Source organism: Aneurinibacillus thermoaerophilus (genome assembly GCF_900099925.1).
Lineage (GTDB): Bacteria > Bacillota > Bacilli > Aneurinibacillales > Aneurinibacillaceae > Aneurinibacillus > Aneurinibacillus thermoaerophilus.
In genome coordinates this window covers 1-26,517 of record NZ_FNDE01000028.1, presented here as the reverse complement: position 1 = coordinate 26,517, position 26,517 = coordinate 1, and the positions used below count along the sequence as shown (strand labels likewise).

26 protein-coding genes, 1 rRNA gene and 1 other annotated feature are annotated in these 26,517 nt (G+C 45.5%); all 27 genes read right to left on the bottom strand.

All coding sequences use genetic code 11. The features are described 5' to 3' along the window. Window positions 1-23: 23 nt before the first annotated feature. Window positions 24-662, bottom strand: coding sequence for an RNA polymerase sporulation sigma factor SigH (gene sigH, locus BLR88_RS13255; RefSeq protein ID WP_091260892.1), 639 nt, complete (start codon window positions 660-662; stop codon window positions 24-26). A 75-nt stretch (window positions 663-737) separates the two neighbouring features. After that, window positions 738-1,250, bottom strand: a complete 513-nt coding sequence (locus BLR88_RS13250; protein WP_057897084.1) for an NYN domain-containing protein — start codon at window positions 1,248-1,250, stop codon at window positions 738-740. Between the two features lie 12 nt (window positions 1,251-1,262). Beyond that, the gene (gene rlmB / locus BLR88_RS13245; protein WP_057897085.1) at window positions 1,263-2,006 is read right to left on the bottom strand and encodes a 23S rRNA (guanosine(2251)-2'-O)-methyltransferase RlmB; all 744 of its coding nucleotides are present in this window, start codon (window positions 2,004-2,006) and stop codon (window positions 1,263-1,265) included. Window positions 2,007-2,019: 13 nt separating this feature from the next. Beyond that, on the bottom strand, window positions 2,020-2,442 hold the full coding sequence (locus BLR88_RS13240; protein ID WP_057897086.1) for a Mini-ribonuclease 3: 423 nt from the start codon (window positions 2,440-2,442) through the stop codon (window positions 2,020-2,022). A 21-nt stretch (window positions 2,443-2,463) separates the two neighbouring features. Continuing rightward, window positions 2,464-3,876: a cysteine--tRNA ligase gene (cysS, locus tag BLR88_RS13235; protein WP_057897087.1), complete on the bottom strand. Its 1,413-nt coding sequence runs from the start codon at window positions 3,874-3,876 to the stop codon at window positions 2,464-2,466. Continuing rightward, window positions 3,863-4,522 carry a serine O-acetyltransferase gene (cysE, locus tag BLR88_RS13230; protein WP_057897088.1) on the bottom strand — a complete coding sequence of 220 codons (660 nt, stop codon included), beginning with the start codon at window positions 4,520-4,522 and terminating at the stop codon, window positions 3,863-3,865. The genes cysS and cysE overlap by 14 nt, the downstream gene beginning before the upstream one ends. Window positions 4,523-4,583: 61 nt before the next feature. Beyond that, window positions 4,584-4,827, bottom strand: a binding site (T-box leader). A 2-nt stretch (window positions 4,828-4,829) separates the two neighbouring features. Then, window positions 4,830-6,308, bottom strand: a complete 1,479-nt coding sequence (gene gltX / locus BLR88_RS13225) for a glutamate--tRNA ligase (protein ID WP_057897089.1) — start codon at window positions 6,306-6,308, stop codon at window positions 4,830-4,832. A gap of 37 nt (window positions 6,309-6,345) precedes the next feature. Then, on the bottom strand, window positions 6,346-6,828 hold the full coding sequence (gene ispF / locus BLR88_RS13220; RefSeq protein WP_057897090.1) for a 2-C-methyl-D-erythritol 2,4-cyclodiphosphate synthase: 483 nt from the start codon (window positions 6,826-6,828) through the stop codon (window positions 6,346-6,348). Beyond that, the gene (gene ispD / locus BLR88_RS13215) at window positions 6,803-7,516 is read right to left on the bottom strand and encodes a 2-C-methyl-D-erythritol 4-phosphate cytidylyltransferase (RefSeq protein ID WP_057897091.1); all 714 of its coding nucleotides are present in this window, start codon (window positions 7,514-7,516) and stop codon (window positions 6,803-6,805) included. Before ispD ends, ispF begins: the two co-directional genes overlap by 26 nt. 11 nt (window positions 7,517-7,527) lie before the next feature. Further along, window positions 7,528-8,622, bottom strand: coding sequence for a PIN/TRAM domain-containing protein (locus BLR88_RS13210; RefSeq protein WP_057897092.1), 1,095 nt, complete (start codon window positions 8,620-8,622; stop codon window positions 7,528-7,530). 184 nt (window positions 8,623-8,806) lie between these two features. Further along, window positions 8,807-9,313: a CarD family transcriptional regulator gene (locus tag BLR88_RS13205; protein WP_254778316.1), complete on the bottom strand. Its 507-nt coding sequence runs from the start codon at window positions 9,311-9,313 to the stop codon at window positions 8,807-8,809. Between the two features lie 149 nt (window positions 9,314-9,462). After that, a complete protein-coding gene (gene pssA, locus BLR88_RS13200; protein ID WP_057897094.1) occupies window positions 9,463-10,191 on the bottom strand; it encodes a CDP-diacylglycerol--serine O-phosphatidyltransferase in 729 nt (242 codons plus the stop codon). 124 nt (window positions 10,192-10,315) lie between these two features. Beyond that, window positions 10,316-11,395 carry a DNA integrity scanning diadenylate cyclase DisA gene (gene disA, locus BLR88_RS13195; RefSeq protein WP_057897095.1) on the bottom strand — a complete coding sequence of 360 codons (1,080 nt, stop codon included), beginning with the start codon at window positions 11,393-11,395 and terminating at the stop codon, window positions 10,316-10,318. A 2-nt stretch (window positions 11,396-11,397) separates the two neighbouring features. Next, entirely contained in the window at window positions 11,398-12,771 is a 1,374-nt protein-coding gene (gene radA, locus BLR88_RS13190; protein ID WP_057897096.1) for a DNA repair protein RadA, read from the bottom strand. 240 nt (window positions 12,772-13,011) lie between these two features. Beyond that, window positions 13,012-15,456, bottom strand: a complete 2,445-nt coding sequence (locus BLR88_RS13185) for an ATP-dependent Clp protease ATP-binding subunit (protein ID WP_057897097.1) — start codon at window positions 15,454-15,456, stop codon at window positions 13,012-13,014. Between the two features lie 42 nt (window positions 15,457-15,498). Then, a complete protein-coding gene (locus BLR88_RS13180) occupies window positions 15,499-16,566 on the bottom strand; it encodes a protein arginine kinase (protein WP_057897098.1) in 1,068 nt (355 codons plus the stop codon). A gap of 12 nt (window positions 16,567-16,578) precedes the next feature. Beyond that, window positions 16,579-17,100, bottom strand: coding sequence for a UvrB/UvrC motif-containing protein (locus BLR88_RS13175; RefSeq protein ID WP_057897099.1), 522 nt, complete (start codon window positions 17,098-17,100; stop codon window positions 16,579-16,581). A gap of 36 nt (window positions 17,101-17,136) precedes the next feature. Continuing rightward, window positions 17,137-17,595 (bottom strand): CtsR family transcriptional regulator, encoded by a 459-nt coding sequence (locus BLR88_RS13170; RefSeq protein WP_057897100.1) that lies wholly within the window; start codon window positions 17,593-17,595, stop codon window positions 17,137-17,139. Between the two features lie 295 nt (window positions 17,596-17,890). Then, window positions 17,891-18,640 (bottom strand): phosphate ABC transporter ATP-binding protein PstB, encoded by a 750-nt coding sequence (gene pstB / locus BLR88_RS13165; RefSeq protein WP_057897101.1) that lies wholly within the window; start codon window positions 18,638-18,640, stop codon window positions 17,891-17,893. A gap of 20 nt (window positions 18,641-18,660) precedes the next feature. Continuing rightward, the gene (gene pstA / locus BLR88_RS13160; RefSeq protein ID WP_082706131.1) at window positions 18,661-19,539 is read right to left on the bottom strand and encodes a phosphate ABC transporter permease PstA; all 879 of its coding nucleotides are present in this window, start codon (window positions 19,537-19,539) and stop codon (window positions 18,661-18,663) included. Then, on the bottom strand, window positions 19,539-20,462 hold the full coding sequence (gene pstC, locus BLR88_RS13155) for a phosphate ABC transporter permease subunit PstC (RefSeq protein WP_091260890.1): 924 nt from the start codon (window positions 20,460-20,462) through the stop codon (window positions 19,539-19,541). The genes pstA and pstC overlap by 1 nt, the downstream gene beginning before the upstream one ends. An 81-nt stretch (window positions 20,463-20,543) precedes the next feature. Then, the gene (pstS, locus tag BLR88_RS13150; RefSeq protein ID WP_217639393.1) at window positions 20,544-21,668 is read right to left on the bottom strand and encodes a phosphate ABC transporter substrate-binding protein PstS; all 1,125 of its coding nucleotides are present in this window, start codon (window positions 21,666-21,668) and stop codon (window positions 20,544-20,546) included. A gap of 306 nt (window positions 21,669-21,974) precedes the next feature. Next, complete coding sequence (gene menC, locus BLR88_RS13145) at window positions 21,975-23,087, bottom strand: o-succinylbenzoate synthase (protein ID WP_057897103.1); 1,113 nt, start codon at window positions 23,085-23,087, stop codon at window positions 21,975-21,977. Continuing rightward, window positions 23,084-23,923, bottom strand: a complete 840-nt coding sequence (locus BLR88_RS13140) for a hypothetical protein (RefSeq protein WP_057897104.1) — start codon at window positions 23,921-23,923, stop codon at window positions 23,084-23,086. Before BLR88_RS13140 ends, menC begins: the two co-directional genes overlap by 4 nt. Then, entirely contained in the window at window positions 23,920-25,080 is a 1,161-nt protein-coding gene (locus BLR88_RS13135; RefSeq protein WP_057900176.1) for a M20 peptidase aminoacylase family protein, read from the bottom strand. Before BLR88_RS13135 ends, BLR88_RS13140 begins: the two co-directional genes overlap by 4 nt. Window position 25,081: 1 nt before the next feature. Beyond that, window positions 25,082-25,951, bottom strand: coding sequence for a MurR/RpiR family transcriptional regulator (locus BLR88_RS13130; RefSeq protein ID WP_057897105.1), 870 nt, complete (start codon window positions 25,949-25,951; stop codon window positions 25,082-25,084). Window positions 25,952-26,223: 272 nt separating this feature from the next. Beyond that, window positions 26,224-26,517 (bottom strand): 23S ribosomal RNA (locus tag BLR88_RS13125); the annotation flags it as partial.

The following is a 26,517-nucleotide window of genomic DNA, read 5'->3' as shown; positions in this document are numbered from 1 at the left end:
TCCATATTCACGATGCTTTATAGCTATACTTGCGATACTGCGCGAACTTCCAAGTACTTCTCCAACTTTCTTTTTACGCGTTGGAGAGCGTTATCAATCGATTTGACATGACGGCTTAAATCAACAGCAATCTCCTGGTATGAGCGCCCATCCAAATACAAAAGCAAAACTTGTTGTTCCAAATCACTCAAAATTTCGCTGATTTTATCCTCAATGTCGTCATATTCTTCCTGATTAATGATCAACTCTTCTGGATCCGTCACTTTCGTGCCGCAGATAATATCCAGCAAAGTACGATCTGAGTCTTCATTATAAATAGGCTTGTCCAACGAGACGTAGGAATTAAGAGGAATATGTTTCTGTCGAGTGGCTGTTTTTATCGCAGTAATTATCTGGCGCGTAATACACAATTCAGCAAACGCTTTAAAGGAAGCAAGTTTATCCCCTTTAAAGTCCCGAATTGACTTATAAAGCCCAATCATACCTTCCTGCACAATATCCTCACGGTCGGCGCCAATCAAAAAATAGGAACGAGCTTTCGCACGCACAAAATTCTTGTACTTGTTAATCAAGTACTCAAGCGCATCACTGTCACCTGACCTTACAAGATCCACAATTTCCTCATCGTGCAAAGCATCATAGCGGGTATGGTCTGCAGCCAAACATCATCCCTCCGACCTGCCGTTATGCATCAGATAAAGCAATTATATATTATGTAACCTTTACCGTCAATGAAGTTAACCATCTCCACGGCGCCACTTTTCGAATTTTTTTTTAATTTCATCACTAAGGATAATTCCTCTTCCCTTTGGCTGCTGTTTTGTTTCGCGCACTTTCTCTCTAATATCGCGATGAATTTGCTGCATTTCCCGCCACAGCTCGCGCGCTGATTTACGTAAAGCGCCATAACCGAATGTCACCCTCTGTTCTGTATAATCTGACGTGGCGACATAAATTTGACGACGACGACCAGATAATTCGAATACTAAACGTTCGATACACTCATCCGCTGTTTCCTTTTCTTTTGTATAGCGAATATCGAGGCGATACTCCCGCAGTTTCTTGCCCATGCCTTTTACGTTATGGGCATCAAACACAACGATAACGCGCGCTCCGGTAAATCCTTGATAATCGGCCAGCCAGCCAAGCAAATCGTCCCTCGCCTCTTCGAGGCTAATTTTCTTCTTTTCCTTCAGCCGCTTCCAATCCCCGATCACGTTGTAGCCATCAACAATTAGTATTTCTTCCATCACCGATCATCCTTATTTAGCTAATGGATGACGCTGGCGGTATACTTCATACATCAATAAGGCACTCGCAACAGACGCGTTCAAAGAAGTGACGCGGCCTACCATCGGCAACTTTACCGTAAAGTCGCATTTTTCCTTGACAAGACGGCTCATGCCTTTTCCTTCACTGCCAATTACCAAAGCAACTCCCATATCAAAACGCGCTTCACGGAATTCTTTTTCTCCCGAAGCATCCGTACCTATTACCCAAATATTGTGCTTTTTGAGCTCATCAATCGTGCGAGCAAGATTGGTGACGCGGGCAACCGGTACATACTCAATTGCTCCAGCTGATGTTTTAGCCACGGTGGAAGTTAATCCGGCAGAACGCCGCTTTGGAATAATTATGCCGTGAACGCCGGTCGCATCAGCCGTACGTAAAATGGAGCCAAGGTTGTGCGGATCTTCAATTTCATCCAACAGTACGAGAAAGGGCGGTTCTCCAGACGTTTCCGCTCTATGTAAAATCTCGTCCAATTCTACGTAATCGTAAGCGGCTACGTACGCCAGTACGCCCTGATGACTTTCTCCTTCCGCCGCTTGATCAAGCTTTTTGCGAGGAACAATTTGTACGGTGACACCCGCTTTTTTGGCCAGTGCTATTACCTGATTGGCGGCTCCTTTTTGCGAATTTTCCGCAATCCATATTTTATTGATGGAACGCCCCGAACGCAACGCTTCCAGGACGGGATTTTTTCCGACGATATATTCACTCATGGCAAACCCCTTCTTATTCTTTGGTTGGAGCGGCCAAGCCGCTATCTACCCACTCAAGCGCATAAGACAAAATTTCGTCTAAACGCTTTTCCTGCCTAGTTAAATATAAAAAACCAAGCAACGCTTCAAAACCAGTGCTGAGTCTGTATTCAGCAATATTAGCATTTTTCGGAACGGTTGCCGACTTAGCGTTACGTCCCCTCTTTAGCACAGCCTTCTCTTCTTCGGTCAACCGTTCCCAAATACCTTCTACGATGCTGGCCTGCGCTTTGGCTGAAACATAGCGCACGGCGGCACGTTGCAGCAAATTCGGCTTTACCTCACCCGCCGCAATCAAATGCTGGCGGACGCGAACCTCCAATACTGCATCTCCCATGTACGCAAGGGCAAGGGCATTGATTTGTCTTGGATCTCTCGTCAGTTTATCTTGTTTCATACTGCGCCTCTATCCTTGCGTTTATTTGCGATGCCAGCGCGTGCCTTGCGGCGTATCCTCGATAATAATTCCCATCTCTTGTAATCGGTTCCGAATTTCGTCCGCCCGAGCAAAGTTTCTCACTTTACGTGCCTGTGCCCGCTCCTCAATTAACGTATTAATTTCTTCATCGGATGGGCCCGACATATTCTGTTCCGCTTCCCCAAAGGTAATGCCAAGCACGTCTCCCAATTCTGCAAATAAAGCAAGATAAGCTGCGCCGATTTCTTTTCTTAACACATTCGCTGCCATCATCTGATTCACTTCACGCACCATATCAAACAACACCGTGATAGCGTCAGCCGTATTAAAGTCATTATCCATTTCTTCGATAAAACGCTGGCGAAAACTGTCTACCCGTTGCTTTTCTTCTTCCGTGGCGGCCTCGTCCACCGCTGAATCCAGATGATGCTTCAGATTGCGCACAGCTGTATCAATACGCTCCAGAGCGTTTGCCGCCTGCCGCAAAAGCGCATCGCTAAAGTTAATCGGGTTGCGGTAGTGCGCCCCTAGCATAAAGAAGCGAATAACGCGCGCTGGATAATTCTCACGCAGTTTTTTTACCAGAATCACATTTCCAAGCGATTTGGACATTTTTTCGTTCTCAATATTAATATATCCATTATGCATCCAGTACTTTGCCATTGGATGGCCTGTCAGGCTCTCCGTTTGCGCGATTTCGTTTTCATGATGCGGAAATATAAGATCGTGACCTCCACCATGGATATCGAAAGTTTCGCCGAGATATTTCATTGACATCGCTGAACATTCAATATGCCAGCCCGGCCGACCTTTGCCCCATGGGCTTTCCCAACAAATTTCCCCCGGTTTCGCACCTTTCCAAAGCACAAAATCAAGCGGATTCTCTTTCTTATCGCTCACTTCAATGCGGGCACCCGCCTGCAATTCTTCAATGTTTTGGTACGAGAGCTTGCCGTATTCCGCAAAGGAAGCTGTACGGAAATAAACATCTCCGCTTGCTACATACGCATGCCCTTTTGCGATTAAGTCTTCAATGAAGGCGATAATTTCCGGGATGTGCTCCGTCACTTTTGGGTGGACGTCTGCCTTCTTTACACCGAGCGCCCGCACATCTTCTTCAAACGCTGCAATAAACATGTTTGCAACTTCTTCCACGCCCATGCCGCTTTCCTCGGCCTTTTTAATAATTTTATCATCTACATCGGTAAAGTTTTGAACGTACGTTACTTCATAGCCACGGTATGAGAAATAACGACGCACTACATCAAACACAATGGGTGGACGGGCATTTCCGATATGAATAAAGTTATACACCGTCGGCCCGCAAACGTACATTTTCACTTTGCCCGCCTCAAGCGGAACAAACTCTTCTTTTTTACGGGTCAGCGTATTGTATATTTTAATGCTGCTCATGGGCTTGTCGACTCTCCTTTAGTTGTTTTACTTCTTGTCTCAAGGTATCAATTTCTCGCTGCATCGAGCGCAACACTTCGCCGATTGGGTCCGGCAAATTAGTATGATCAAAGTCATGGTTTACCCTTACACCATTCTGAATAACGATGCGACCAGGAATACCGACAACTGTAGAATTCGGCGGCACTTCCTGCAACACAACCGAACCAGCTCCGATTTTTGAATTGTCGCCGATTTTCATCGAGCCGAGCACTTTCGCCCCGGAAGCGATCAGCACATTATTGCCAATCGTAGGATGACGCTTGCCCTTTTCTTTACCTGTACCGCCGAGAGTCACTCCCTGATAAAGCGTTACATTGTCGCCAATTTCGCAAGTTTCTCCGATAACGACGCCCATACCATGGTCAATAAACAGCCCTTTCCCGATTTTCGCCCCAGGGTGAATCTCTATACCGGTTAAGAAGCGGGCAAACTGCGAAATCACCCGCGCCAGTGTGTAGAACTTCCTTTTCCATAAACGATGGCTTAAGCGGTAAAACCAAATAGCATGCAATCCTGAGTACGTAAGGAGTACTTCCAGCGCGCTACGCGCTGCGGGGTCCCGCTCCATTACCGCACGAATATCTTCCCGCAACGTTTTAAGCATACTTCCACCCCTTCCATTCCTAATATTACCAATAAAAAAGCCTCCATAGCCAAATAATGGCTACAGAGGCGGTAATTTTCCGCGGTTCCACTCTGTTTCGCTCTGCTTAAAAAAGCAAAGCGCACTCAAACCCGTAACGCGGGACACGGAGTCTCCTACTATAAAATGGTTCAGAGACCCGGCTCACGGATGCATTTCCGAAAACGAAAAGCAGAGCCGCTTCCAGCACGGTACATTTTATCATACCGGCGGCTTTCTCTGGTGCCTTTCTTCCTTTTCGTACTTCTTCCGTTCCTTGCCATTATCTTTATTTTGCAATTTTCTCGTAGTTGTTTATCACATTTTGCACACGTGAAACCACTTTGTCACGGCCGAGAAGGAATAGTGTCTGATTTAGGTCTCGCCCATGTGTAAGGCCGGTAGTAGCAACACGAACGGGCATGAACAACTTCTTACCTTTCTGGCCGGTTACCTTTTGCACAGCCTTCAGTGCTTCTTTAATTGTATCAGGCGTATATTCTTTAAGCGTCACCAACTCTTCATGGAACGCCTTCATAACATCTGGAACCTGCTCGTCTGAGAGCACTGCTTTCGCTTCTTCATCGTATTGCACTTCGTTTTCAAAGAATAGAGAGGCAAGCCCTGTAATCTCGGCCGCATACTGTAATTGCTCCTGATACAGGGCAACCACTTGCTTTGCCCATTCATACTGATCTTCATTCAGCTTCTGCGGCAGCTGCCCGGCTTTTTGCATATGCGGAATACAAAGCTCAGCAATACGCTCTACAGGAGCTTGCTTAATATAATGGTTATTCATCCAATTTAACTTATGAATGTCAAAGATAGCCGGTGACTTGGATACACGACTTAGTGAAAATTTATCAATAAGCTCTTCGCGGGTGAAAATTTCCCGTTCTTCTTCAGGCGACCATCCGAGCAGCGCCAGAAAGTTCATCAGTGCCTCTGGCAGATAGCCGAGGTCGCGGTATTGCTCGACAAATTGAATAAGGGACTCGTCCCGTTTGCTCATCTTCTTCCCGTCCGGATTTAGAATCAACGCCACATGTGCAAATTCCGGCGCCTCAAAGCCGAACGCTTCATAAATCATCAGCTGGCGCGGCGTGTTTGAAAGATGTTCTTCGCCACGGATAACGTGTGTAATTTTCATAAGATAGTCATCAATAACCACGGCAAAATTATATGTCGGAATCCCGTCCGGACGGGCAATGACGAAATCTCCAATACCATTTGATTCAAATTTTACTTCACCACGAATATGATCATGTACAATGTATTCCCGGTTTTCTGGTACGCGAAAACGAATAGAAGAAGTCCGCCCTTCCGCTTTGTACGCCTCAATTTGTTCCGGGGCCAGATGACGGCATTTTCCCGAATAGCGCGGCGTTTCACATCTTGCTTTCATCGCCTCACGCTCTGCATTCAGCTCTTCTTCCGTACAATAGCAATGATAGGCTTTCCCTTCTTCTACCAGCTTGTCAATATACTCCTTATAAATATCCAGCCGATCCATGGAACGATATGGGCCTACACCGCCGTCTTTATCGATGCTTTCGTCCCACTCCGTTCCAAACCAGCGAAGGCTTTCGATTAATTTCGCTTCTGCCTCTTCCACATTCCGCTTCCGGTCCGTATCTTCGATGCGGACAATGAAGTCGCCACCGTGATGACGAGCGAACAAATAGTTAAACAGCGCCGAACGGGCACCCCCGATATGTAAATGTCCGGTTGGACTCGGTGCAAACCGAACGCGGACTTGTTTCGACATGAATGGCCACCATCCTTCAAAAATTTAGCTCCATCTATTATAATCCTTCTTTTTGCAACAATACAACAGCCATTGCGGCCACTCCTTCGCCACGGCCCGTAAAACCAAGCTGTTCTGTCGTGGTCGCCTTCACGTTTACCCTTTCTTTATCCGTTTCCACACAAGTAGCGATAACTTCGCGCATTCGTTCTATATATGGAGCCATTTTCGGCTGCTGAGCAATAATGGTCGCATCCACATTCCCCATGATATATCCTTTTTCTTTTACCAGCTTCCAGACATCCTGAAGCAACACGCGGCTATCCGCATCTTTGAACGTCTGATCGGTATCTGGAAAGCGCTTGCCAATATCCCCTAATCCCAAAGCACCCAAAATCGCATCCGTAATCGCATGCAGCAAAACATCCGCATCCGAATGGCCCAGAAGCCCTTTTTCGTGAGGAATTTCCACACCCCCAACGATAAGCCTGCGGCCTGCCGCCAGCTGATGAACATCAAATCCTTGTCCTACTCGTATCATCGCCCGTCTCCTTTCTCCGCTCCAAAATCGCTTCTCCGAACACCAAATCTTCTGGAGTCGTAAGCTTAATATTCGTATACTCTCCTTCAACAATATGCACAGTCTGTCCCATGCGCTCCAGCAACGAGGCATCATCCGTACCAATAAAGCCTTCCTCGCGCGCCCGCTCATGCGCACGGATAATATCAGACAGAGCAAAAGCTTGTGGCGTTTGCACAGCCCACAAGCTTTTTCTTGGCGGTGTGTCCACCACGATTCCTTCTGCATCCGTCCGTTTAATCGTGTCTTTGACAGGAACGGCGAGGATGGCTGCTCGCTTAGCACGGAGCGCTTCTATCAGTTTCAGCAGCGTCGGACGGGTAAGAAAAGGCCGCGCACTATCGTGAATCATGACATATTCGACAGAACGGAGAGCTTTAAGACCAAGATACACGCTGTCCTGGCGCTCCGCTCCGCCTGGAATGACACGAACCCCTCGATAGCCACGGAGCAACTCCTGCGTGCATTCCATATCTTCTTCAGCCGTTACAACGATAATTTCCTTCACATGTTCAAGCCCGATAAACAGAGAGAGCGTATGAAGCAGGACCGGTTTTCCGCCCAGTTCGATAAATTGTTTTTTCACCGATCCGCCCATTCGCTTACCCTGTCCAGCGGCTGCGATAACCACACCTATATTCACTTTCATCCACTCATTTCTTACAGCGCTTTTTCCATTAATTTCGGCTTCGCGAAAATCATGCGGCCAGCCGACGTCTGCAAAACGCTAGTTACAATCACGTCAACAAACGAACCGATATAATCCCGCCCGCCTTCGACAACGATCATCGTTCCATCATCCAAGTACGCGACACCTTGGCCATTCTCTTTTCCGTCCTTAATAACCTGCACATGCAGTTCCTCACCCGGCAACACTACCGGTTTTACCGCATTGGCCAAATCGTTAATATTCAACACAGATACACCCTGAAGCTCACATACCTTATTTAGATTAAAGTCGTTTGTCACGACCTTTCCTTTCATCACTTTAGCAAGCTTAACCAGCTTGCTGTCAACTTCGCTAATTTCCTCGAAATCTTGATCTGTGATAATAACCTTTACTTTTAATTCTTTTTGAATTTTGTTCAAGATGTCAAGACCACGTCGCCCTCTGTTGCGCTTAAGCGTGTCAGATGAGTCTGCAATATGCTGTAGCTCTTCTAGCACGAATTCAGGAATCACAAGCGCCCCTTCAAGAAATCCTGTTTTACAAATATCTGCAATCCGTCCGTCAATAATTACGCTTGTATCCAAAATTTTATATTCGGTCTGGTTCGGCTCTTGTTTTTCTTCCTTCTTTTTCTCACCTTTAAAACGACCAATCGAAAATACGGACATAATTTCATCACGTTTTCGCAACCCTACCTGAAAACCAATGTATCCGCATAGTACAGAAATAAGCAACGGAAGCAATCTCGCCACAATTGGGATAGGAATGCTATTAATGGGAAGAAAAAGTAAAAAAGCCACAATAAGTCCAATGATAAGCCCCATGGCTCCAAACAAAACATCCGTAATCGGTAGCTTAATCAGTGTTTCTTCACTGCGTTTGATAATCTTTACAATGTACTCTGTCGGCCAAGAAGTAATCAAGAAGAAGAGCATAGCCCCGAGTACCGCACTGATATACTCCACGCCGGGGATTGTACCAATATGGATGAGCGAACTCAAAAGCCCGAACAAATCAGAACCGAATTGATAGCCCAATCCCGCACCGACCAAGAGAAAAAACAGTTGAATGATTCGTCTAACCATACCTTCACCTCCTCAAAATGATTCATATTCCATTATAGTCATATCTACCGAATAAAAAACGATGAAAAAACAAAAACTGTATAAATATGGATTTTATTTTTTTCTTTTACTCTTTCTTACGAGGAAATAACGACAAAAGTTACAGGAAAAAAAGGAAAAGCTTCTCGTAGAGAAGCTTTCCCCTCTAACTATTGACAACACGCTCAAGCAGATCTGTTGCCTGCTCTTCATTAATATTTTTAACAAGCACAAGCTCGCTTAACAATATCTGTCGGGCATTGTCCAGCATTTTTCGCTCTCCCGTCGACAGCCCTTTTTCTTTCTCCCTGCGCATCAGTTCACGGACAACATCCGCTACCTCATAAATATCACCTGTACGCATTTTTTCCATATTCTTACGGTATCTGCGATTCCAACTCATGGACGTGTCAAGCTCGCCGTGTCGCAAAATTTCCATGACACGCTCAAGAGCCTGAACATCCACGACTTCGCGAATACCAAGGTTCTTCACTTTCTCCATCGGGATCATGATCTGCATATTGCCGACGGGCATCTTCATAATATAGTACTGCTGTTTCTCACCAAGGATTTCCTTCTCCTCAATGGCCTCAATAATACCTGCGCCATGCATAGGGTAAACAATCTTATCTCCGATTCGAAACAACAACCCCACCCCCAACAGAGTATCCATTTCTAATATATCATAACGCCCATTTTTTGTCAACATTTTAAAATTTATAATCATATCATATATAATATAATCATGTCAATAAATATGTCAAATTAATTTTATATTAAAAATTTGCAACCAAAAAAAGACCGGACAAGCATCCGGTCTTTCTACAAATTAATAATTTCTTCTTCCGTATTCTCACGCCTGCGTTTTCTTCGCATACGTTTAACGTTTTTCTTCACACCATAAAGCGCATAAAATACAAGCGGGATAAATACAACCATCGGAAACTGTGCTGGAAAACGCACGGCCATGATCGCAGCAATCAGGACAACAAGAGGGGTGACCCAGTAGGCCGAACGCGGAATCCCTACCTTTTTAAAGTTGGGATACTTAATGTTGCTTATCATAAGATAAGAAAGTCCTAACATACTTAGTACAAGATAAATCGGCGGAAAAGCGTTGTGATACAAAGCCAACGTTGCCAATACGCCACCTGCCGCCGTAATGGGTAATCCTACAAAATATCCCGTATTGCCGCTCGTAGAGGAATTAAAACGCGCTAGACGAAGAGCTCCACAAATTGGAAACAGTCCAGTCAGCAAAATCCCAGTCCATCCCATATCACCAAGCACAACGACATACATAATTAAAGCCGGTGCCACTCCAAATGTCACGATATCGGAAAGAGAATCTAACTCTTTGCCAAAATCGCTCTGCGCGTTTAGCATACGAGCAAGACGACCATCCAAACCATCAAATACCATACCGATAATAACCATGATAGCCGCGTAGCTCAAATCAGTCGGTTCCCCACGGAAAGCTAGCAGCATTGCAATAATTCCCAGAAACAAGTTGCCTACTGTAAACAGATTCGGTATCGTCCTCGCTATCATTCTAGACTTTTTACCTCCCTGGTACTGTTTCTATCTCTTGAAACAGTCGCCTCTTATTTGAAACCTGTCTGTATCTGGAAAATTCAAAGACAGGCCTCAAACAATTATTTTATTTTATTCCGAATCAAATATGTCTGTCAATAAACACTTGTTCCTGTATCCGTTTTAATCCTTCTTTAATTGCACGGGCGCGCACTTCACCGATTCCTTCCACATCGTCTAATTCCTCAATCGTTGCCATCATAACCCGCGGCAAACTAGAAAACTCCTCAATCAAATTATTTACAATAGAAGCCGGCAGGCGAGGAATTTTGCTTAAAATCCGATAGCCGCGCGGAAAAACTGGCTCATCACTCAAATTCGCACTCGGGGTGTATCCGAGAATCTTGAGAATGTTTACCGGTTCAAGCAATTCATCACCGGATAGCTTGTGCAATTGCATCAGTACATCTTCTGGATCAACATCATCTCCAAGACGGCAATAGTCTTTAATTAACAAATAGGCATCATCCTCGATGTTAGATACAAGCTCTTCCATTTGCATACTGATAAGGCGTCCCTCAGTCCCCAGTTCATTAATATATTTAATAATCTCCGATTTAATGCGCAGTACCATCTCGATTCTCTGTACAACAAGCGCCACTTCATGGAGTGTTACAAGTTCTTCGAATTCGAGGGCACCCAAGTTGGTCAATGCCTGATCGAGCACAGATTTATATTTTTCCAGCGTTTGAATAGCCTGGTTCGCCTTGGTCAAAATGACTCCAATATCTTTGAGCGAATAACGATACGGCCCGCGGTACAACGTGATCACGTTACGTCGTTGTGAAATAGAAATTACAAGCTGTCCGGTTTGCCGCGCCACCCGCTCCGCCGTCCGATGCCGGATTCCTGTTTCCATAGATGGAATCGAAGAGTCAGGAATTAACTGCGTATTAGCATATAAAATTCTTTTCGCGTCCTCGCTTAAAATAATAGCCCCATCCATCTTGGCAAGTTCATACAGATTAGCTGGAGTTAAATCACAGTTGATAGAAAATCCTCCGTCAACGATTGTCTGTACCGCCGGGGTATTTCCAATAACAATCAACGCGCCTGTTTTGGCTCGGAGAACATTTTCTAGTCCTTCACGAAGGGGCGTGCCCGGCGATACAAAGCAAAGTACATCACTAATAAATTGTTCACGCTTGTTGTCTGTTGCCATTATTATCCTCCCAACGCCTCCCGCAACGCTTCGGCCACGGTCTGCACCCCAATAATTTCAATTCCGCTCGGATGCTCCCAGCCCATGACATTCTTAGCGGGAATAATTACACGCTTAAATCCTAATTTTTGCGCCTCCCTGACGCGCTGCTCAATACGGGAAACTCCACGAACTTCCCCGGTTAGTCCCACCTCTCCGATTACTACATCATAAGGTTGGGTTTGTCTATCACGAAAACTGGAAGCGATACTTACCGCTACTGCAAGATCAATCGCCGGTTCATCCAGACGGACGCCTCCCGCCACATTCACGTATGCGTCCTGATTCTGCAAAAGCAATCCGACACGTTTCTCCAGCACCGCCATAATCATAGCAATTCGATTATGGTCGACTCCGGTGGCCATCCTTCGCGGCGTAGCGAAACCGGTCGGCGTAACAAGTGCCTGTAGTTCCACCAATACGGGACGGGTTCCTTCCATACTGGCGACAACTGTAGACCCGGCCACACCTAGCGATCGCTCAGATAGAAACATCTCAGAAGGATTTATCACTTCTTTTAATCCATTCTCTCCCATTTCAAAAATCCCAATCTCATTCGTAGAACCAAAGCGGTTCTTAACCGCACGGAGGATTCGGTACGTATTATGCCGTTCCCCTTCAAAATAAAGTACAGAATCCACCATATGTTCAAGCAAACGGGGACCAGCGATCGCTCCCTGCTTCGTAACGTGTCCGACAATCAAAATTGCAATATCTTTCGTCTTCGCCAGCCTCATCAAATGAGCTGTGCACTCCCTTACCTGGGCAACGCTTCCAGGAGCCGACGTAATATCCGGATGGAAAATGGTCTGGATTGAATCCAAAATGACGACAGCAGGCATAAGTTGAGAAATTTGCTGCTCCAGTAAAAACAAATCCGTCTCGGCGAGAACATATAAATTCGGACTGTCCGCGCCCAGTCGTTCGGCGCGCAGCTTAATCTGTTTCGCCGATTCTTCACCAGAAATATACAATACTTTATGGTTGTTGTTTGCCAATTCCTGTGAAGCCTGAAGCAAAAGCGTTGATTTTCCAATTCCAGGATCGCCACCCACAAGCACGAGCGAACCCGGTACCACGCCCCCGCCCAACACACGGTTTAACTCACTAATATTCGTTGCCAGGCGCGGTTCATCTTCTCCTACAATGGTTGTAATGGGCACAAGTCGACTTGTTCCTATTGATACACCACGGCGTGCTGGTTCGCCAGGTTTCGTTTTTTCTTCCAATTCTTCTACCATTGTATTCCATTTCCCGCAACCTGGGCATTTGCCCATCCATTTCAGGGATTCATAACCACACTCTTGACATACATATTTCGTTTTGTATTTTGCCATACTTCTCTTCTCTTCTTTCTTCAATATTTTCTTGCTATATATGTCAAACTCCTGCTTTGTTGAGCATTTCCTAACCATTATTCTATAAAGAAAACTCAGCTAGTGCCAAGCCTTAACGCAAGCTAACAAGCTTAGCCATACACTTTCCTATTCACATAAAAAGACTCTCCTGAGCAAAGCATACTTTCTCAAGGAGAGCCTCTTCTGTATTTTATCGTTCGCGTTTTACGCGTCGTCTCTTTACTTAGAGACAGACTCGCTCGCTTTTTCCACCATTAATTCGCCATTTACCACATCAATTTTTACAGTGTCGCCTTTCTTAATATTTCCAGTTAGCAACTCTTCCGACAGGCGGTCTTCGATGTGACGCTGAATCGCGCGGCGCAGCGGACGAGCACCAAACGCCGGATCGTATCCTTCTTTTGCTAGGAATTTCTTCGCTTCCTCAGTGAGGACAAAGTCAATATCCTGTTCGTTCAGGCGTTTACGCAGCTGTTCCGTCATAAGTAGAACAATTTCCGCAATATGCGTTTCTTCCAAAGAATGGAATACAATCAATTCGTCAATCCGATTTAGGAATTCCGGACGGAAATTGCGTTTCAATTCCGCAAGTACCCGGTCTTTCATGTTTTCATAATGTTTTGTGCTGTCCGGCGTTGTAAAGCCAAGCGTTGTGTTTTTCTTAATCAAATCGGCCCCAACATTGGAAGTCATGATAATAACCGTATTGCGGAAGTCTACTGTTCGCCCTTTGGAGTCAGTTAAACGACCATCTTCAAGCACTTGTAGTAGAATATTGAATACTTCAGGATGTGCTTTTTCAATCTCGTCCAACAGCACCACAGAGTACGGTTTACGGCGCACTTTTTCGGTTAGCTGCCCCCCTTCGTCAAATCCGACATATCCCGGAGGCGCTCCAACCAGACGAGAAGTAGAATGTTTCTCCATATATTCGGACATGTCGATGCGAATCATCGCATCTTCGTCACCGAACAACGCTTCTGCAAGAGCACGAGCCAACTCAGTTTTGCCGACACCTGTTGGTCCCAGGAAAATGAAGGAACCAATTGGGCGTTTCGGATCTTTCAATCCGGCACGTGCTCGGCGTACAGCCCGGGAAATGGATTTTACCGCTTCCTCCTGACCAATTACACGCTTATGCAAAATTTCTTCCATTTTCAACAAGCGTTCGGTTTCTTCTTCTTTCAATTTCACAACCGGAATGCCGGTCCAGCTTGCTACAACAGCTGCAATATCTTCCGGAGTCACTTCAGAGTCAGTTTGACCTTGTTTTTCCTGCCATTCGTTCTTCGTTCTCTCAAGCTCTTCACGTAGCTTCTGCTCTTTGTCACGCATGGAAGCCGCTTTTTCGAACTCCTGACTTTGCACAGCCGCGTCTTTCTCTTTGCGAACTTCCTCAAGCTTCTGCTCAAGCTCCTTCAAGTTCGGTGGAATTGTGTATGATTGCAAACGTACTTTCGATGCCGCTTCATCAATCAAGTCAATCGCTTTATCCGGCAGGAAGCGGTCGGAAATGTAGCGGTCAGATAAATATACAGCCTGGCGAATCGCTTCATCTGTAATCTTAACACGGTGGTGCGCTTCGTAACGGTCACGCAGACCAAACAGAATTTGCACCGCTTCTTCTGGTGTTGGCTCGTCTACCTGAATCGGCTGGAAACGACGTTCCAAAGCCGCGTCTTTTTCAATATACTTGCGGTACTCATCCAATGTTGTCGCACCGATGCACTGCAACTCACCGCGAGCCAAAGACGGTTTCAGAATATTGGAAGCATCAATTGCGCCTTCCGCGCCGCCTGCACCAATAAGGGTGTGTAGCTCATCAATAAATAAAATAATATTGCCTGCCTGACGAATCTCATCCATAATTTTCTTTAGACGGTCTTCGAATTCACCCCGATATTTCGTGCCAGCAACAACCGTCCCCATATCAAGCGTCATCACACGCTTATTGCGAAGGGTCTCCGGAATCTCGTTGCTCACGATACGCTGGGCCAATCCTTCCACAACTGCAGTTTTACCAACGCCCGGCTCCCCGATAAGAACCGGGTTGTTCTTCGTACGGCGACTAAGCACTTGAATGACACGCTCAATTTCCTTAGAGCGTCCGATAACAGGATCCAGGCCGCCTTCGCGCGCCACCGCCGTTAGGTCGCGTGCCAAACTATCGAGCGTAGGCGTATTGACTGCCGCACTGCTTGAGTTTTGCTGGTGCGAAGACATCGCTTCACTGCTACCCAGCAATTGAAGCACTTGCTGGCGCGCTTTGTTCAAGCTTACGCCTAAATTGTTAAGCACGCGCGCTGCCACACCTTCGCCTTCACGGATTAAGCCGAGCAGGATATGCTCCGTACCAACGTACGTATGACCTAATTTTCTTGCTTCATCCATTGAAAGCTCAATAACTTTTTTGGCGCGCGGCGTATAATTGATATTGGTCGGCTGTTCGCCGCCGCGACCGATAAGAGCTTCAACTTCACCCTGGATTTTATCAAGGCCAAGCCCCAACGCTTGCAGGGCTTTCGCCGCAATACCGTCCCCTTCACGGATTAGGCCAAGAAGAATATGTTCAGTTCCGATATTTTTATGACCTAGACGAACCGCTTCTTCCTGGGCAAGCGCCAAAACTTTCTGCGCTCTTTCCGTAAAACGACCAAACATCATAAAACAAACACCTCCGAATGAAGTATAATTATTCTTTACTGCTTATTCCATCGCTGACTTTAACCGCTCCCGGATTAGACGCGCCCGGCGTTCATCACGGGAATCAGGCGTCAACTGCTGGCCTGCATATTGCTGCAAAAATCCCGGTTGTGTCATAACCATCAATTCATTCATGACGCTTAGCGGCACATTTCTAATAATGTCCAAATCAATGCCGAGTCTTACGTCGGAAAGCCGTTCTGCGGCTTCCTTTGACTCAATAGTGCGCGCATTGGTCAGAATGCCATATGAACGGCACAAGCGATCCTCTAGTTGCAGTCTGCGATTCTGCATTAAATATTCGCGCGCTGCGCGTTCCTGATCGATAATCTGCCGCGCGACACTGATAAGATTCTCGATGATTTCCTCCTCAGATTGCCCAAGCGTAATTTGATTGGAAATCTGGAATAGATTTCCTACAGCTTCGCTGCCTTCGCCATATAGCCCTCTTACTACTAACCCTACCTGTGTAATTGCGGACAAAATGCGGTTAATTTGCTGGGTTAGCACAAGGGCCGGCAAATGCATCATGACTGAAGCGCGAATGCCGGTTCCGACATTGGTCGGACAACTGGTGAGAAAACCCCGCCGTTCGTCAAAAGCAAAGTCCAGATACTTTTCAAAAATATCATCCACCCTATCCGCCACTTTCCATGCTTCTCTTAACTGAAGTCCAGAAAACAGGCACTGGATACGCAAATGGTCTTCTTCATTGACCATAATGCTAATGGCTTCGTTTTCACTAAGAATAACAGCGCCTTTGCGCGATTCGGAAAGCAAGTTTGGACTAATAAGATGCTTCTCCATCAGCACGCGCTTCTGTAACGGAGTCAAAGTGTCCATCCGTATCATTTCAAAGTTTTCTTGTTGTTTAAACGCCTCATCCTGCATGGCCTGCTCCACTCTTCCCAGAACCTGCTCCAGCTGCGAATCTGTGGCCAGCATAGGAAATGGCTGGTCTTGTAAATTCCGGGCCAATCGTACCCGGCTGCTGATGACAATATCGGCATCCTGGCCGTCGCCATTCATCCATTCACTTACCGCATTGGTTATAAACTTCTGGAAAGACATATGTTTTCCCTCCTACAAACCTGCGATTTGTTGCTCTAGTTCACGAATCCGATCCCTCAGCTTTGCCGCTTCCTCAAACTCCTCGCGCTCAATACGCTTCCGTAGCTCTTCCTTAAGTCGGTCCACTTCTTTCTTTAATTTGATCGCTCCTCCCGAGCGTTCAGGTACCTTGCCGCTATGATGTGTATTGCCGTGCACGCGGCGGAAAAGCGGGTCAAGCTTTTCTTCGAACGCTTTATAACAATTGCTACAACCGAATCTTCCGCTTTTGCTGAATTGAGCATATGTTAACCCGCACTTCTCACAACGTAGTGGCGCTTCCTGTTGTACCTTAAACGCATTAACACCAGGTTCGGCGTTGTTTAATAATCCGGATAACAGATGATGAATCGAAAAGTTGTTTATACCACCAGGGAACATATCCCCTTTTTCTTGCGCGCATACTTCGCAAATATGAAATTCTGTCTTTTCTCCGTTAACAATTTTGGTGAAATGCAGCGTTGCCGGACGCTGTTGACATTCCTGGCAAATCATATCCGCTTCCCTCCCGAGTACACATATTTCTATAAGCTAATAAATAAAAATCGTGGTCAGCATCGCCCGGAGAATCTCCGCGCGAAGACGATCCCGGAGCGGAACCGGGACAGCCGACAGGACTTTTCCGGTCGCCGCTTTCATCATCTGCATTTCTTTTGGTAAAATGATACGTTCTTCCCGTAACCGTTCAATAATATTTTCGCAGGCAGTAGCGGTTATACTCTCTCCGATCGTTTCCATTAGCACATTGTAAAAGCGCTGATTATCAATAAATTCAACTTTCCGGATGCGGATATAGCCGCCACCACCCCGCTTACTTTCCACAATATATCCTTTCTCTACTGTAAACCGGGTGCTGATTACGTAATTAATCTGGGAAGGCACACATTGGAACTTATCAGCTAATTCGCTGCGTTGAATTTCAATCGCACCATTGCTTTGCTGCAATATTTTTTTCAAATGCTGCTCAATGATGTCCGATATGTTCCTCATGTACACACCTCCTTCACCGGTTCGCTTTTTCTTCGATTTGACTTTGACTTTCTTTGACTTTAATTATAATGACATTTTAAAAAAAATGCAAGGGATTGTACTTTTATTGTTGACCTATTTTCTTGTTCCTATTCTTATATAACCTTTTTTATCCCTATAAAAAAAACCTGAAGCAAACTTACTTCAGGTTCTCCGTGAACGTTTCGATCAGCAGCAAAATGTCATAGAAGAAGAGGCATATTGTCTATACAAAGAAGGCAACCCAAACTCAAAGAAGGAGAGGGCTGCCGATATTTTATCCAAAACGACCGGTGATATAATCTTCCGTTCTTTTATCCTGAGGATTAGTAAAGATCGTTTCTGTCTGGTCAAATTCAATCATTTCTCCGAGGAGGAAGAATGCTGTGTAATCGGATACGCGCGCTGCTTGTTGCATGTTATGCGTTACAATGATAATAGTATATTTCTTTTTCAACTCAAACAGCAATTCCTCTACTCTCTGCGTGGAAATCGGGTCCAAGGCGGAAGTCGGTTCATCCATAAGCACGACTTCCGGCTCCACCGCCAGCGTCCGGGCGATGCATAGGCGCTGCTGTTGACCGCCGGAAAGTCCCATCGCATTTTTGTGTAAACGATCTTTTACTTCGTTCCATAATCCTGCTTGTGTCAAACAACGCTCTACGATCTCATCCAGCTTCTTCTTATCTTTAAAACCGTTAATACGCAGACCGGCCGCCACATTGTCATAAATCGACATCGTCGGAAATGGATTCGGCTTCTGGAATACCATACCTACCTGCTGACGTACCGTTACCGGGTCGCGATCCGGACCGTAAATATTTTCTCCCTCCAGCAAGATTTCGCCTTCTACTCTTGCGCCTTCGATCACTTCGTGCATCCGGTTAATCGCACGCAGAAATGTCGATTTACCGCAGCCTGAAGGGCCAATAAACGCGGTTACTTTATTTTTTTCAATGGTCATGTTGATATTTTTTATGGCGTGAAAATCCCCATACCATAAATTTAGGTTTCTTGCTTCAATCATTGGTCTCCACCTCGTATCTTCTATCGCTTTCTTGTAATCAGACGCGCTGATACATTCAGAACTACAACAATCAAAATTAACGTCAGCGCGCCGGCCCATGCCTGCGCCTGCCATTCCGCGTATGGGGAAATCGCGTAGTTAAATACAAGCACTGGCATCGAAGCAATCGGTTCATTCAGCGACTGACTCCAATACATATTCCCGAACGCCGTGAACAACAGCGGCGCCGTCTCACCCGATACGCGGGCGATGGCGAGCATAATGCCAGTAATAATGCCGCGCAACGCGGTTGGTAAAATAATAAGCATAATAACACGCCACTTTGGAATTCCAAGTGCAAGCCCCGCCTCGCGGATATGGTTCGGTACTAGCTTCAACATTTCTTCCGTCGTGCGCGTTACTGCTGGAATCATAATAAATGCCAGCGCTATGCCACCCGCATACGCGGAGAACCCACCCATCGCAAGCACGACGAGCGCATAAACCACGATGCCGATGACAATGGAAGGAATACCCAGCATAATATCAGTCAAAAAAGAAACTAGCTTACCAAAACGGTTGCGACCATATTCCGAAAGAAAAATACCAGCCATTAGTCCTACTGGAATACCGATGGCAGATGCTAAACTAATAAGCGTGAACGTACCTATAATACCGTTCGCCATACCACCGCCGGCTTCTCCGGGAGGAGCGGGCAATTCAGTGAAGAACGCAAGATTTAAAGCCGAAAAACCTTTAACGATAACATATCCTAAAATGCTGAACAAAGGGGTCAGTGCCAAGATCATACTGATAACAGTCAGCGTAATCATGAATCCGCTGAACATGCGGCGGCGCCCCAGATTGGCGCTTAACTTATTTACTTTTTGTTTTTTCATATTTTCTAATACCGTTTCCATCATTTCGCCTCCTGTACGCCTTTAGACGTTGACCACACGAGGAAGCGTGCAAAAATATTGACCAACAAAGTAACACCAAACAGCAAGAAGCCAATCTCAATTAATGTAGATATATAAATGTCAGAGGAGGCTTCATTAAATTCATTAGCAATGACGCTCGCCATCGTGTAGGCGGGGTCAAATATTGAATCCGGAACTTCCGGTCGATTTCCGATAACCATAGTGACAGACATCGTCTCGCCGATGGCGCGGCCAAGGCCGATAATCATCGCGCCGAGAATGCCTGAACGCGAATATGTTAATACAGCTGTACGAATCATTTCCCATTTCGTCGCGCCTAAAGCCAAAGCAGCTTCACGTTGCACGTTAGGAACAACCATCAATACTTCGCGAGAAATGGAAGCGATAGTCGGGATAATCATAATAGCTAAAATCACACCCGCGGTAAAAATCCCCACCCCGAAGGACGGACCCGCAAAAAATGGAATAAACTTTCCTAACGTGTTAATAAATAAAGGGGCGATATACTCGCGAATAATCGGAGCAAGCACAAAAATGCCCCATAAGCCGTATACGATAGAAGGAATAGCCGCCAAAAGCTCGATTAAGAAACCTACGATATCCCGAAACCATTTCGGGGCAATCTCAACAAGGAAGATAGCAATCCCCACGCTAATGGGTGTTGCGATAACCAATGCAAGAAGTGAAGAAACAATGGTTCCATAAATGAAGGGCCATGCACCAAACTGTTCAGCTACCGGATCCCAATTCGAACTAAACAAGAAGTCGAGACCGTACTTTTCAATGGCAAAGCTTGACCCGCGAAACATTTCCCATACCATAATGCCAAGCAAGGCAATAATGGAAAAACCAAAAATATACGCGATGCCTTTAAACAATTGATCTCCATATCTTTTCTTCAAGGATTACACTCCCCATTCTCTTGAAAAAAGCGGCAAAAAACTCCGCGGAGTTTTTTGCACGCTTTTCCTTGTGCTTCTTCATTATTTAAGAACCGGTTGCCCATCTACTTTTACTTTTTTCAACTGCTCCACGCACTTATCTTGCAATTCTTTCGGCAGCGGCGCATACTGCAAATCAGACGCAAACTTCTGCCCGTCCGTTACAACCCACTTAAGCATGGTCAGCATTTTTTCTGCTTTTGCTTTATCCATTTTCAGATCTTCCGGAACAAGCGCCCAAGTTGTACCGACAATCGGATAGCTGTCTTTGCCAGGCTGATTGTTCAGTTCCACTTTCAAATCTTCCGGAATATTCGTCAGCGCGCCTTTTGCGGCAGCTGTTACAGATTCGAGAGACGGAGCCACGAATTGGCCTTCTTTGTTTTTAATTTGCGCGGCGGTCATATTGTTCTGGATAACATATGCCAGCTCGATATATCCAATAGAACCCGGAGTGTTTTGTATCTGTCCTGCTACACCTTCGTTACCTTTTGCGCCGGTACCAACATTCGCCCATTTGATGGATTTGCCTGTCTGTTCTTTTGACCACATATCCGGAACTGCTTTATTCAGATATGTTGTAAAGATATGAGTCGTACCCGAACCATCGGAGCGGTGTACTGGGAAAATATCCGCATTAGGAAGTTTTACACCTTTGTTATTCTCCATGATTTTTGGATCGTTCCACTTTTTGATTTTGCCGTTATAAATGTCGGCAAGGTTTTCTGGAGTCAATTTCAGGTCTTTTACACCTTCAAGATTGTATGCAATCGCTACGCCACCAAGCGTTACTGGAATATGCAGCACGTTACCGCCGGCAGCTTTAATTTCATCTTCTTTCATCGGAGCGTCAGAAGCAGCGAAATCAACCGTTTTGGCTGTCAATTGCTTAATGCCGCCACCGGAACCGATCGCCTGATAGTTCACTTTTACATCAGAGTGTTCTTTGGAATATTCGCTGAACATTTTGGAGAATAACGGATTTACAAAGCTGGAACCCGCGCCATTTAACAAACCTGCATTCCCATGGCCGGAAGATTGTTCTCCTCCTGCTGCAGCTTCTTTGTTTCCTTCCGGTTTTAAGCTTTGGCCAGAAGAGCCACACGCCGTGAGAGAAAACATCATCACGAGCGCAAAAAGTAGTACGCCGAGCTTCTTCAACTTCACTGCGAGAATCCCCCTTAAGATTTTTGGTAAAATGGTTTTACTTTTTCTTTTGTGTTGAATAATTACGTTGTTCATAATAATCGAGGAATACAGGCACAACAAGGTGTTTTACACGATCTTTAACCTATCTTTACAAAGTGTTTACACCGTTAAAAATACAGGCTTTACTAGCATCATCCCACCTTGGAAACTACTTGTTTCTCTTTGCTTTTGTGAACCTGAGAACGAATTGTAAATTTAATGTTAAGAAATATGTAAACAAAAAAGAGTGCTTGCGTCATACAAGCACTCCGTATTTTTTCCTGATTATGCAAAATAAGATTTGCTATATAGGGTAAAATTATCCATACAGTCATGATCTGGCTCATAGCCGATTCCCGGTTTCTCTGGTACAGTAATCCATCCGTCTTCCACCGTGACTTCCGGTGTAATAATGTCTTTTTCCCAATAGCGGGAAGAAGCAGCTGTGTCGCCGGGGAGAATGAAGTTAGACAATGTAGTAATGGCCACATTGTGCGCACGACCGATTCCTGCTTCCAACATACCGCCGCACCAAACCGGAATATTGCGCTCTTTGCACAGGTCATGTATTTTCCTCGCTTCCGTCAATCCTCCTACGCGACCAATCTTGATGTTAATAACGCCGCAGCTTCCCAGTTTGATAGCTTTGCGTACGTCTTCAACAGAATGAATGCTCTCATCAAGACAGATCGGAGTTTTTAGTTGCGCCTGTAATTCGGCATGATCAACAATGTCATCATGTGCAAGCGGCTGTTCAATCATTGTAAGATTGAACTCGTCAAGAGCTTTGAGTCGCTCTGCATCTGCCAGTGTATAGGCAGAGTTCGCGTCAGCCATAAGCTGAATGTCTGGAAAACGTTCACGAACGGCGCGTACCACTTCTACATCCCAGCCAGGCTTAATTTTCACTTTAATTCTCTTATACCCTTCTTGTACATATTTTTCGACAAGCGATAACAATTCATTCACCGATTCCTCGATTCCAAGGCTGATACCGACCTCGATTTTTTTCTTTTCTCCACCTAGCGCTTTCGCAAGCGGAATCCCTTGTTGTCTAGCATATAAATCCCAAATGGCGCCCTCAATCGCCGCTTTGGCCATGTAATTGCCCCGAATAGGCTTAAAGCGTTCTTCATTCAATTCATCCGGATGAGCAATCGGTTTTTCAAGTACAAGCGGAATTAAGAAGTCTTCAAGAATGTGCCAATTTGTTTTGACGGTTTCTTCTTTATAGAAAGGTTCAATCGCCGCAACAGACTCTCCCCATCCCGATAATCCATCTTCGCTTTTTGCTTCTACTACAATAAACTCCTTATCATATTCGGTGCCCAAGCTGGTGGTAAATGGTCGCAGCATCCGCATTTTCATGTGACGCAAAATGATTTGTTTGATTCTCATACCATACACTCCCCTTTTTTATGTAGTACATAAAAATGAACCGGCGCTTCTTTATCGTTCCGGATAACATCTGTTACCGCCCAGCCCTCACAAAACAAACGGGCGAATACTTCCCGCGCCGCCTCCCGCCAAGCAATGGCGAGTGGCTTATTTCGCCGCTTGATTTGCTGAAAGTAGGCAGGAACCGGAACATAGAGAACATGATTCTCTTGCAGTTGTCTCCAGTCTGCCTTTCCTGGAACAGGATCATTGTGTATATCTGTTCTCCAATCCATAAGGAATTTTTTGGGGATTTCAGCTTTTGGTGTCAATTCACCTTTCGCTCTTCGTGCCACTCGTTCACTTCGGATATGCCATTCTACTTGAAAACGATCGGATGCGATCCCACTGTTCAATGAGTCCTGCATATTTCCGTAACAATTTTCTATATATGTGGAACAAACCGCACCCAGCTTATGGATGTTAAGATATCCATTCACCAATTCAAGCGGGTCATATGTCCATGTAACAAGGTCATATCCGAGCTTAAGCGCCTCCTCACGCTGGGCCCATTTCAGCTTTTCACCGATTTTCATATGGCGAAAATCTGGATGTGTACCTAACATATGCGAACAAACATATGCCTTTTGACCATTATAACCTGCAAAACTATATTGAAAACCCACGAGCCTCTCTCCCACAAAAGCCCCCAGAACGATTCCACCATGCTTGGCTGCCGTTAGCATTTGGTCTACCGGCATGGGTGTATCGGTTTGCCAAATTTGCTTTTCCAGTTCCGTAATTCGTTCGATTTCCTCAACGGTATTCATCGCAAGAATCGTAAGCTGATCCTTCATTTTGCCCCCCCTTTTTCAAAGGTATGAACAACGGCACGCGCCATAATTCGCGCACCAGAAATCAGCGCTTCCCGATTAAACGTCATGTGCGGATGATGCAGTCCTGGTTTAAGCCCGCACCCTAAACCCAGCATTGTGGCTTTAATGCGGGGACGCTCAAGCGTATAAAAATGGAAATCCTCCCCGCCAGGCGTAATAACATCTGGCGCCGTATTTTCTGCTCCAAGCACATCTTCGATCGCCTGTTTCATAAACACTTTCGCCTCTTCAGCAACTTCGGCCGCCGCGGTTCTGCCTTCCGGCCAAAGTGTAATTCGAGCGCCAAACATCGCCGCCGTATGACAAGCAACTGTCTGTATTTTTTCATATAATTCATCCAGCACTGCATTGGACTGTGTTCGGACATCAAGCGTAAACTTTGCGTAATCAGGGATAATATTACTACTTCCTTCATCTCCAGCATGCAAGCTTGTCATCTTCACCGTGGAGGGAATCATCGGATTAATGTGAATGTCTTGAATCGCCCGCAGCAAAGCCGATGCTACTTCGATCGCATTTACCCCCAAATGCGGACGCGCACCGTGCGCTGTCGTGCCGTGAATTTCGCCGCGTACAAGAAGGGTAGCTCCGTTGTATATTGCTGGTGACGCCTTCCCGTCTGGAAGTTCCTGTATCGGGCGCAGATGCACGCCGTACAAATAATCGACATCATCTGCAACGCCTTTCTCGACCATTTTTAAAGCGCCGGCCCCCATTTCTTCAGCCGGCTGGAAAATAACTTTTATTGTGCCATCTGGGATGAATCCGCTTATTTTCAGAAGTTGAACTGCCGAAAGCACAACCGTCATATGAGCGTCGTGCCCACAAGAATGGTTTGCCCTCCACTTTCCATCGACAGCTTGCCACAACGCATCAATATCGGCTCGCAACGCCACGGTTAATGATTTTCCATCCGTACTTCCAGAAGATAGGTTTTCCCATATCCCGACAACCCCTGTGCAATCGGAAAAAGTAATGGTCTTGAGGCCAAGAGAATGAAGTTTCTTTACTAAAAATTCTGTAGTTTTAACTTCCTTCCAGCTAACTTCCGGATTTGCGTGAAGGTGAGCAAAAGTCTGCATAATTTCCGGATACAAAGCCTGGGCTTCCGTTTTCAAATCACTCACGATTCTCCCCCTTTTCCAGATATACACGTTCGTACGTTTCTTCGTACCGCGTGAGCTTCTCGGTAATTTCTATGTTTTTCTCAATCGATATTGCAGTAACCAATGCGTTTAATAAAGAAAAAAGCGCCGGTATAGAATCGAGTGTAGACTCGGTTACAGCTACAGGAAGAACAAAGTTACTATAACGGCTTATAGGAGCTACAGGGCTATCTGTAATTCCAATAATACAGGCCTCTTTTTCTTTGGCAAAACGGGCTAACCGCAATGTTTCCTTTGCATAGCGCCGAAAAGAGAGCGCCAGAACCACCCAATTCCGGTCCATTTCCGCTATCCATTGAGCCATATCATCCGTGTCTGGACGATAAAGCCTGGTCCCACCACGCAAAAGGTTAAGGGTATAAGATAACCAAGATGCTGGCGCGTAGGATGTACGATGGCCGACAACGAGAATGTTAGATGCCTGTTTAAGGTAATGAACAGCCTCTCGAAAGGTTGAGCGCGACAACTCTTTAAACGTTTTCTCGATATGGAACATATCATTTTTCATAATTTCATCAAGAATATCCGTCTGATTATCCTGCGCATTCTCAGCGATCGAAGAGGATTTTCTGTGCAAATACAGAGTATAATTCGATTCAAGCAGTTCATTCCAGACAGCCTGCTGCATTTGAATAAAGCTTTCAAAGCCAACAGCATGGCAAAAACGAATAACCGTCGTTTCACTGACACCAGCTTTTTTGCCGATTTCAGCCGCTGTATTTTTTGAAAATTCATGCGCATTATCTAGCACATATCGGGCCACCTTTTTCTGGCCAGCAGTTAAATTATGAAAAACGTTGCTGATCTTTTCTCGAAAAGACATGTTCATGCTCCTCCAATAAAGAAGCTATTACTTCATATTCTAATATTTATGAAGTATATACTTCATAAATGAGTATAATAAATTTTCTGTATTTAGGCAAGAGAAATTAATATGCGTTTTTTACAAAAAATTTTAGAAGTGTGCCTTAAAATAAAAAACTTAAAAACAAAAATAATCCCTTATCCAGCTTACAATTGGATAAGGGATTATTTCTATTATACCTTGAAAACTGAATCAGAAGAAACATGACGCACAGGACATCCAGTCTATCTTTGGTTAAGCCCTCGACCGATTAGTATTCGTCAGCTCCACGTGTTGCCACGCTTCCACCTCGAACCTATCCACCTCATCATCTATAAGGGGTCTTACCAGCTTACGCTGTGGGAAATCTCATCTTGAGGGGGGCTTCACGCTTAGATGCTTTCAGCGCTTATCCCGTCCGCACATGGCTACCCAGCTGTGCTCCTGGCGGAACAACTGGTGCACCAGCGGTGCGTCCATCCCGGTCCTCTCGTACTAAGGACAGCTCCTCTCAAATTTCCTGCGCCCACGACAGATAGGGACCG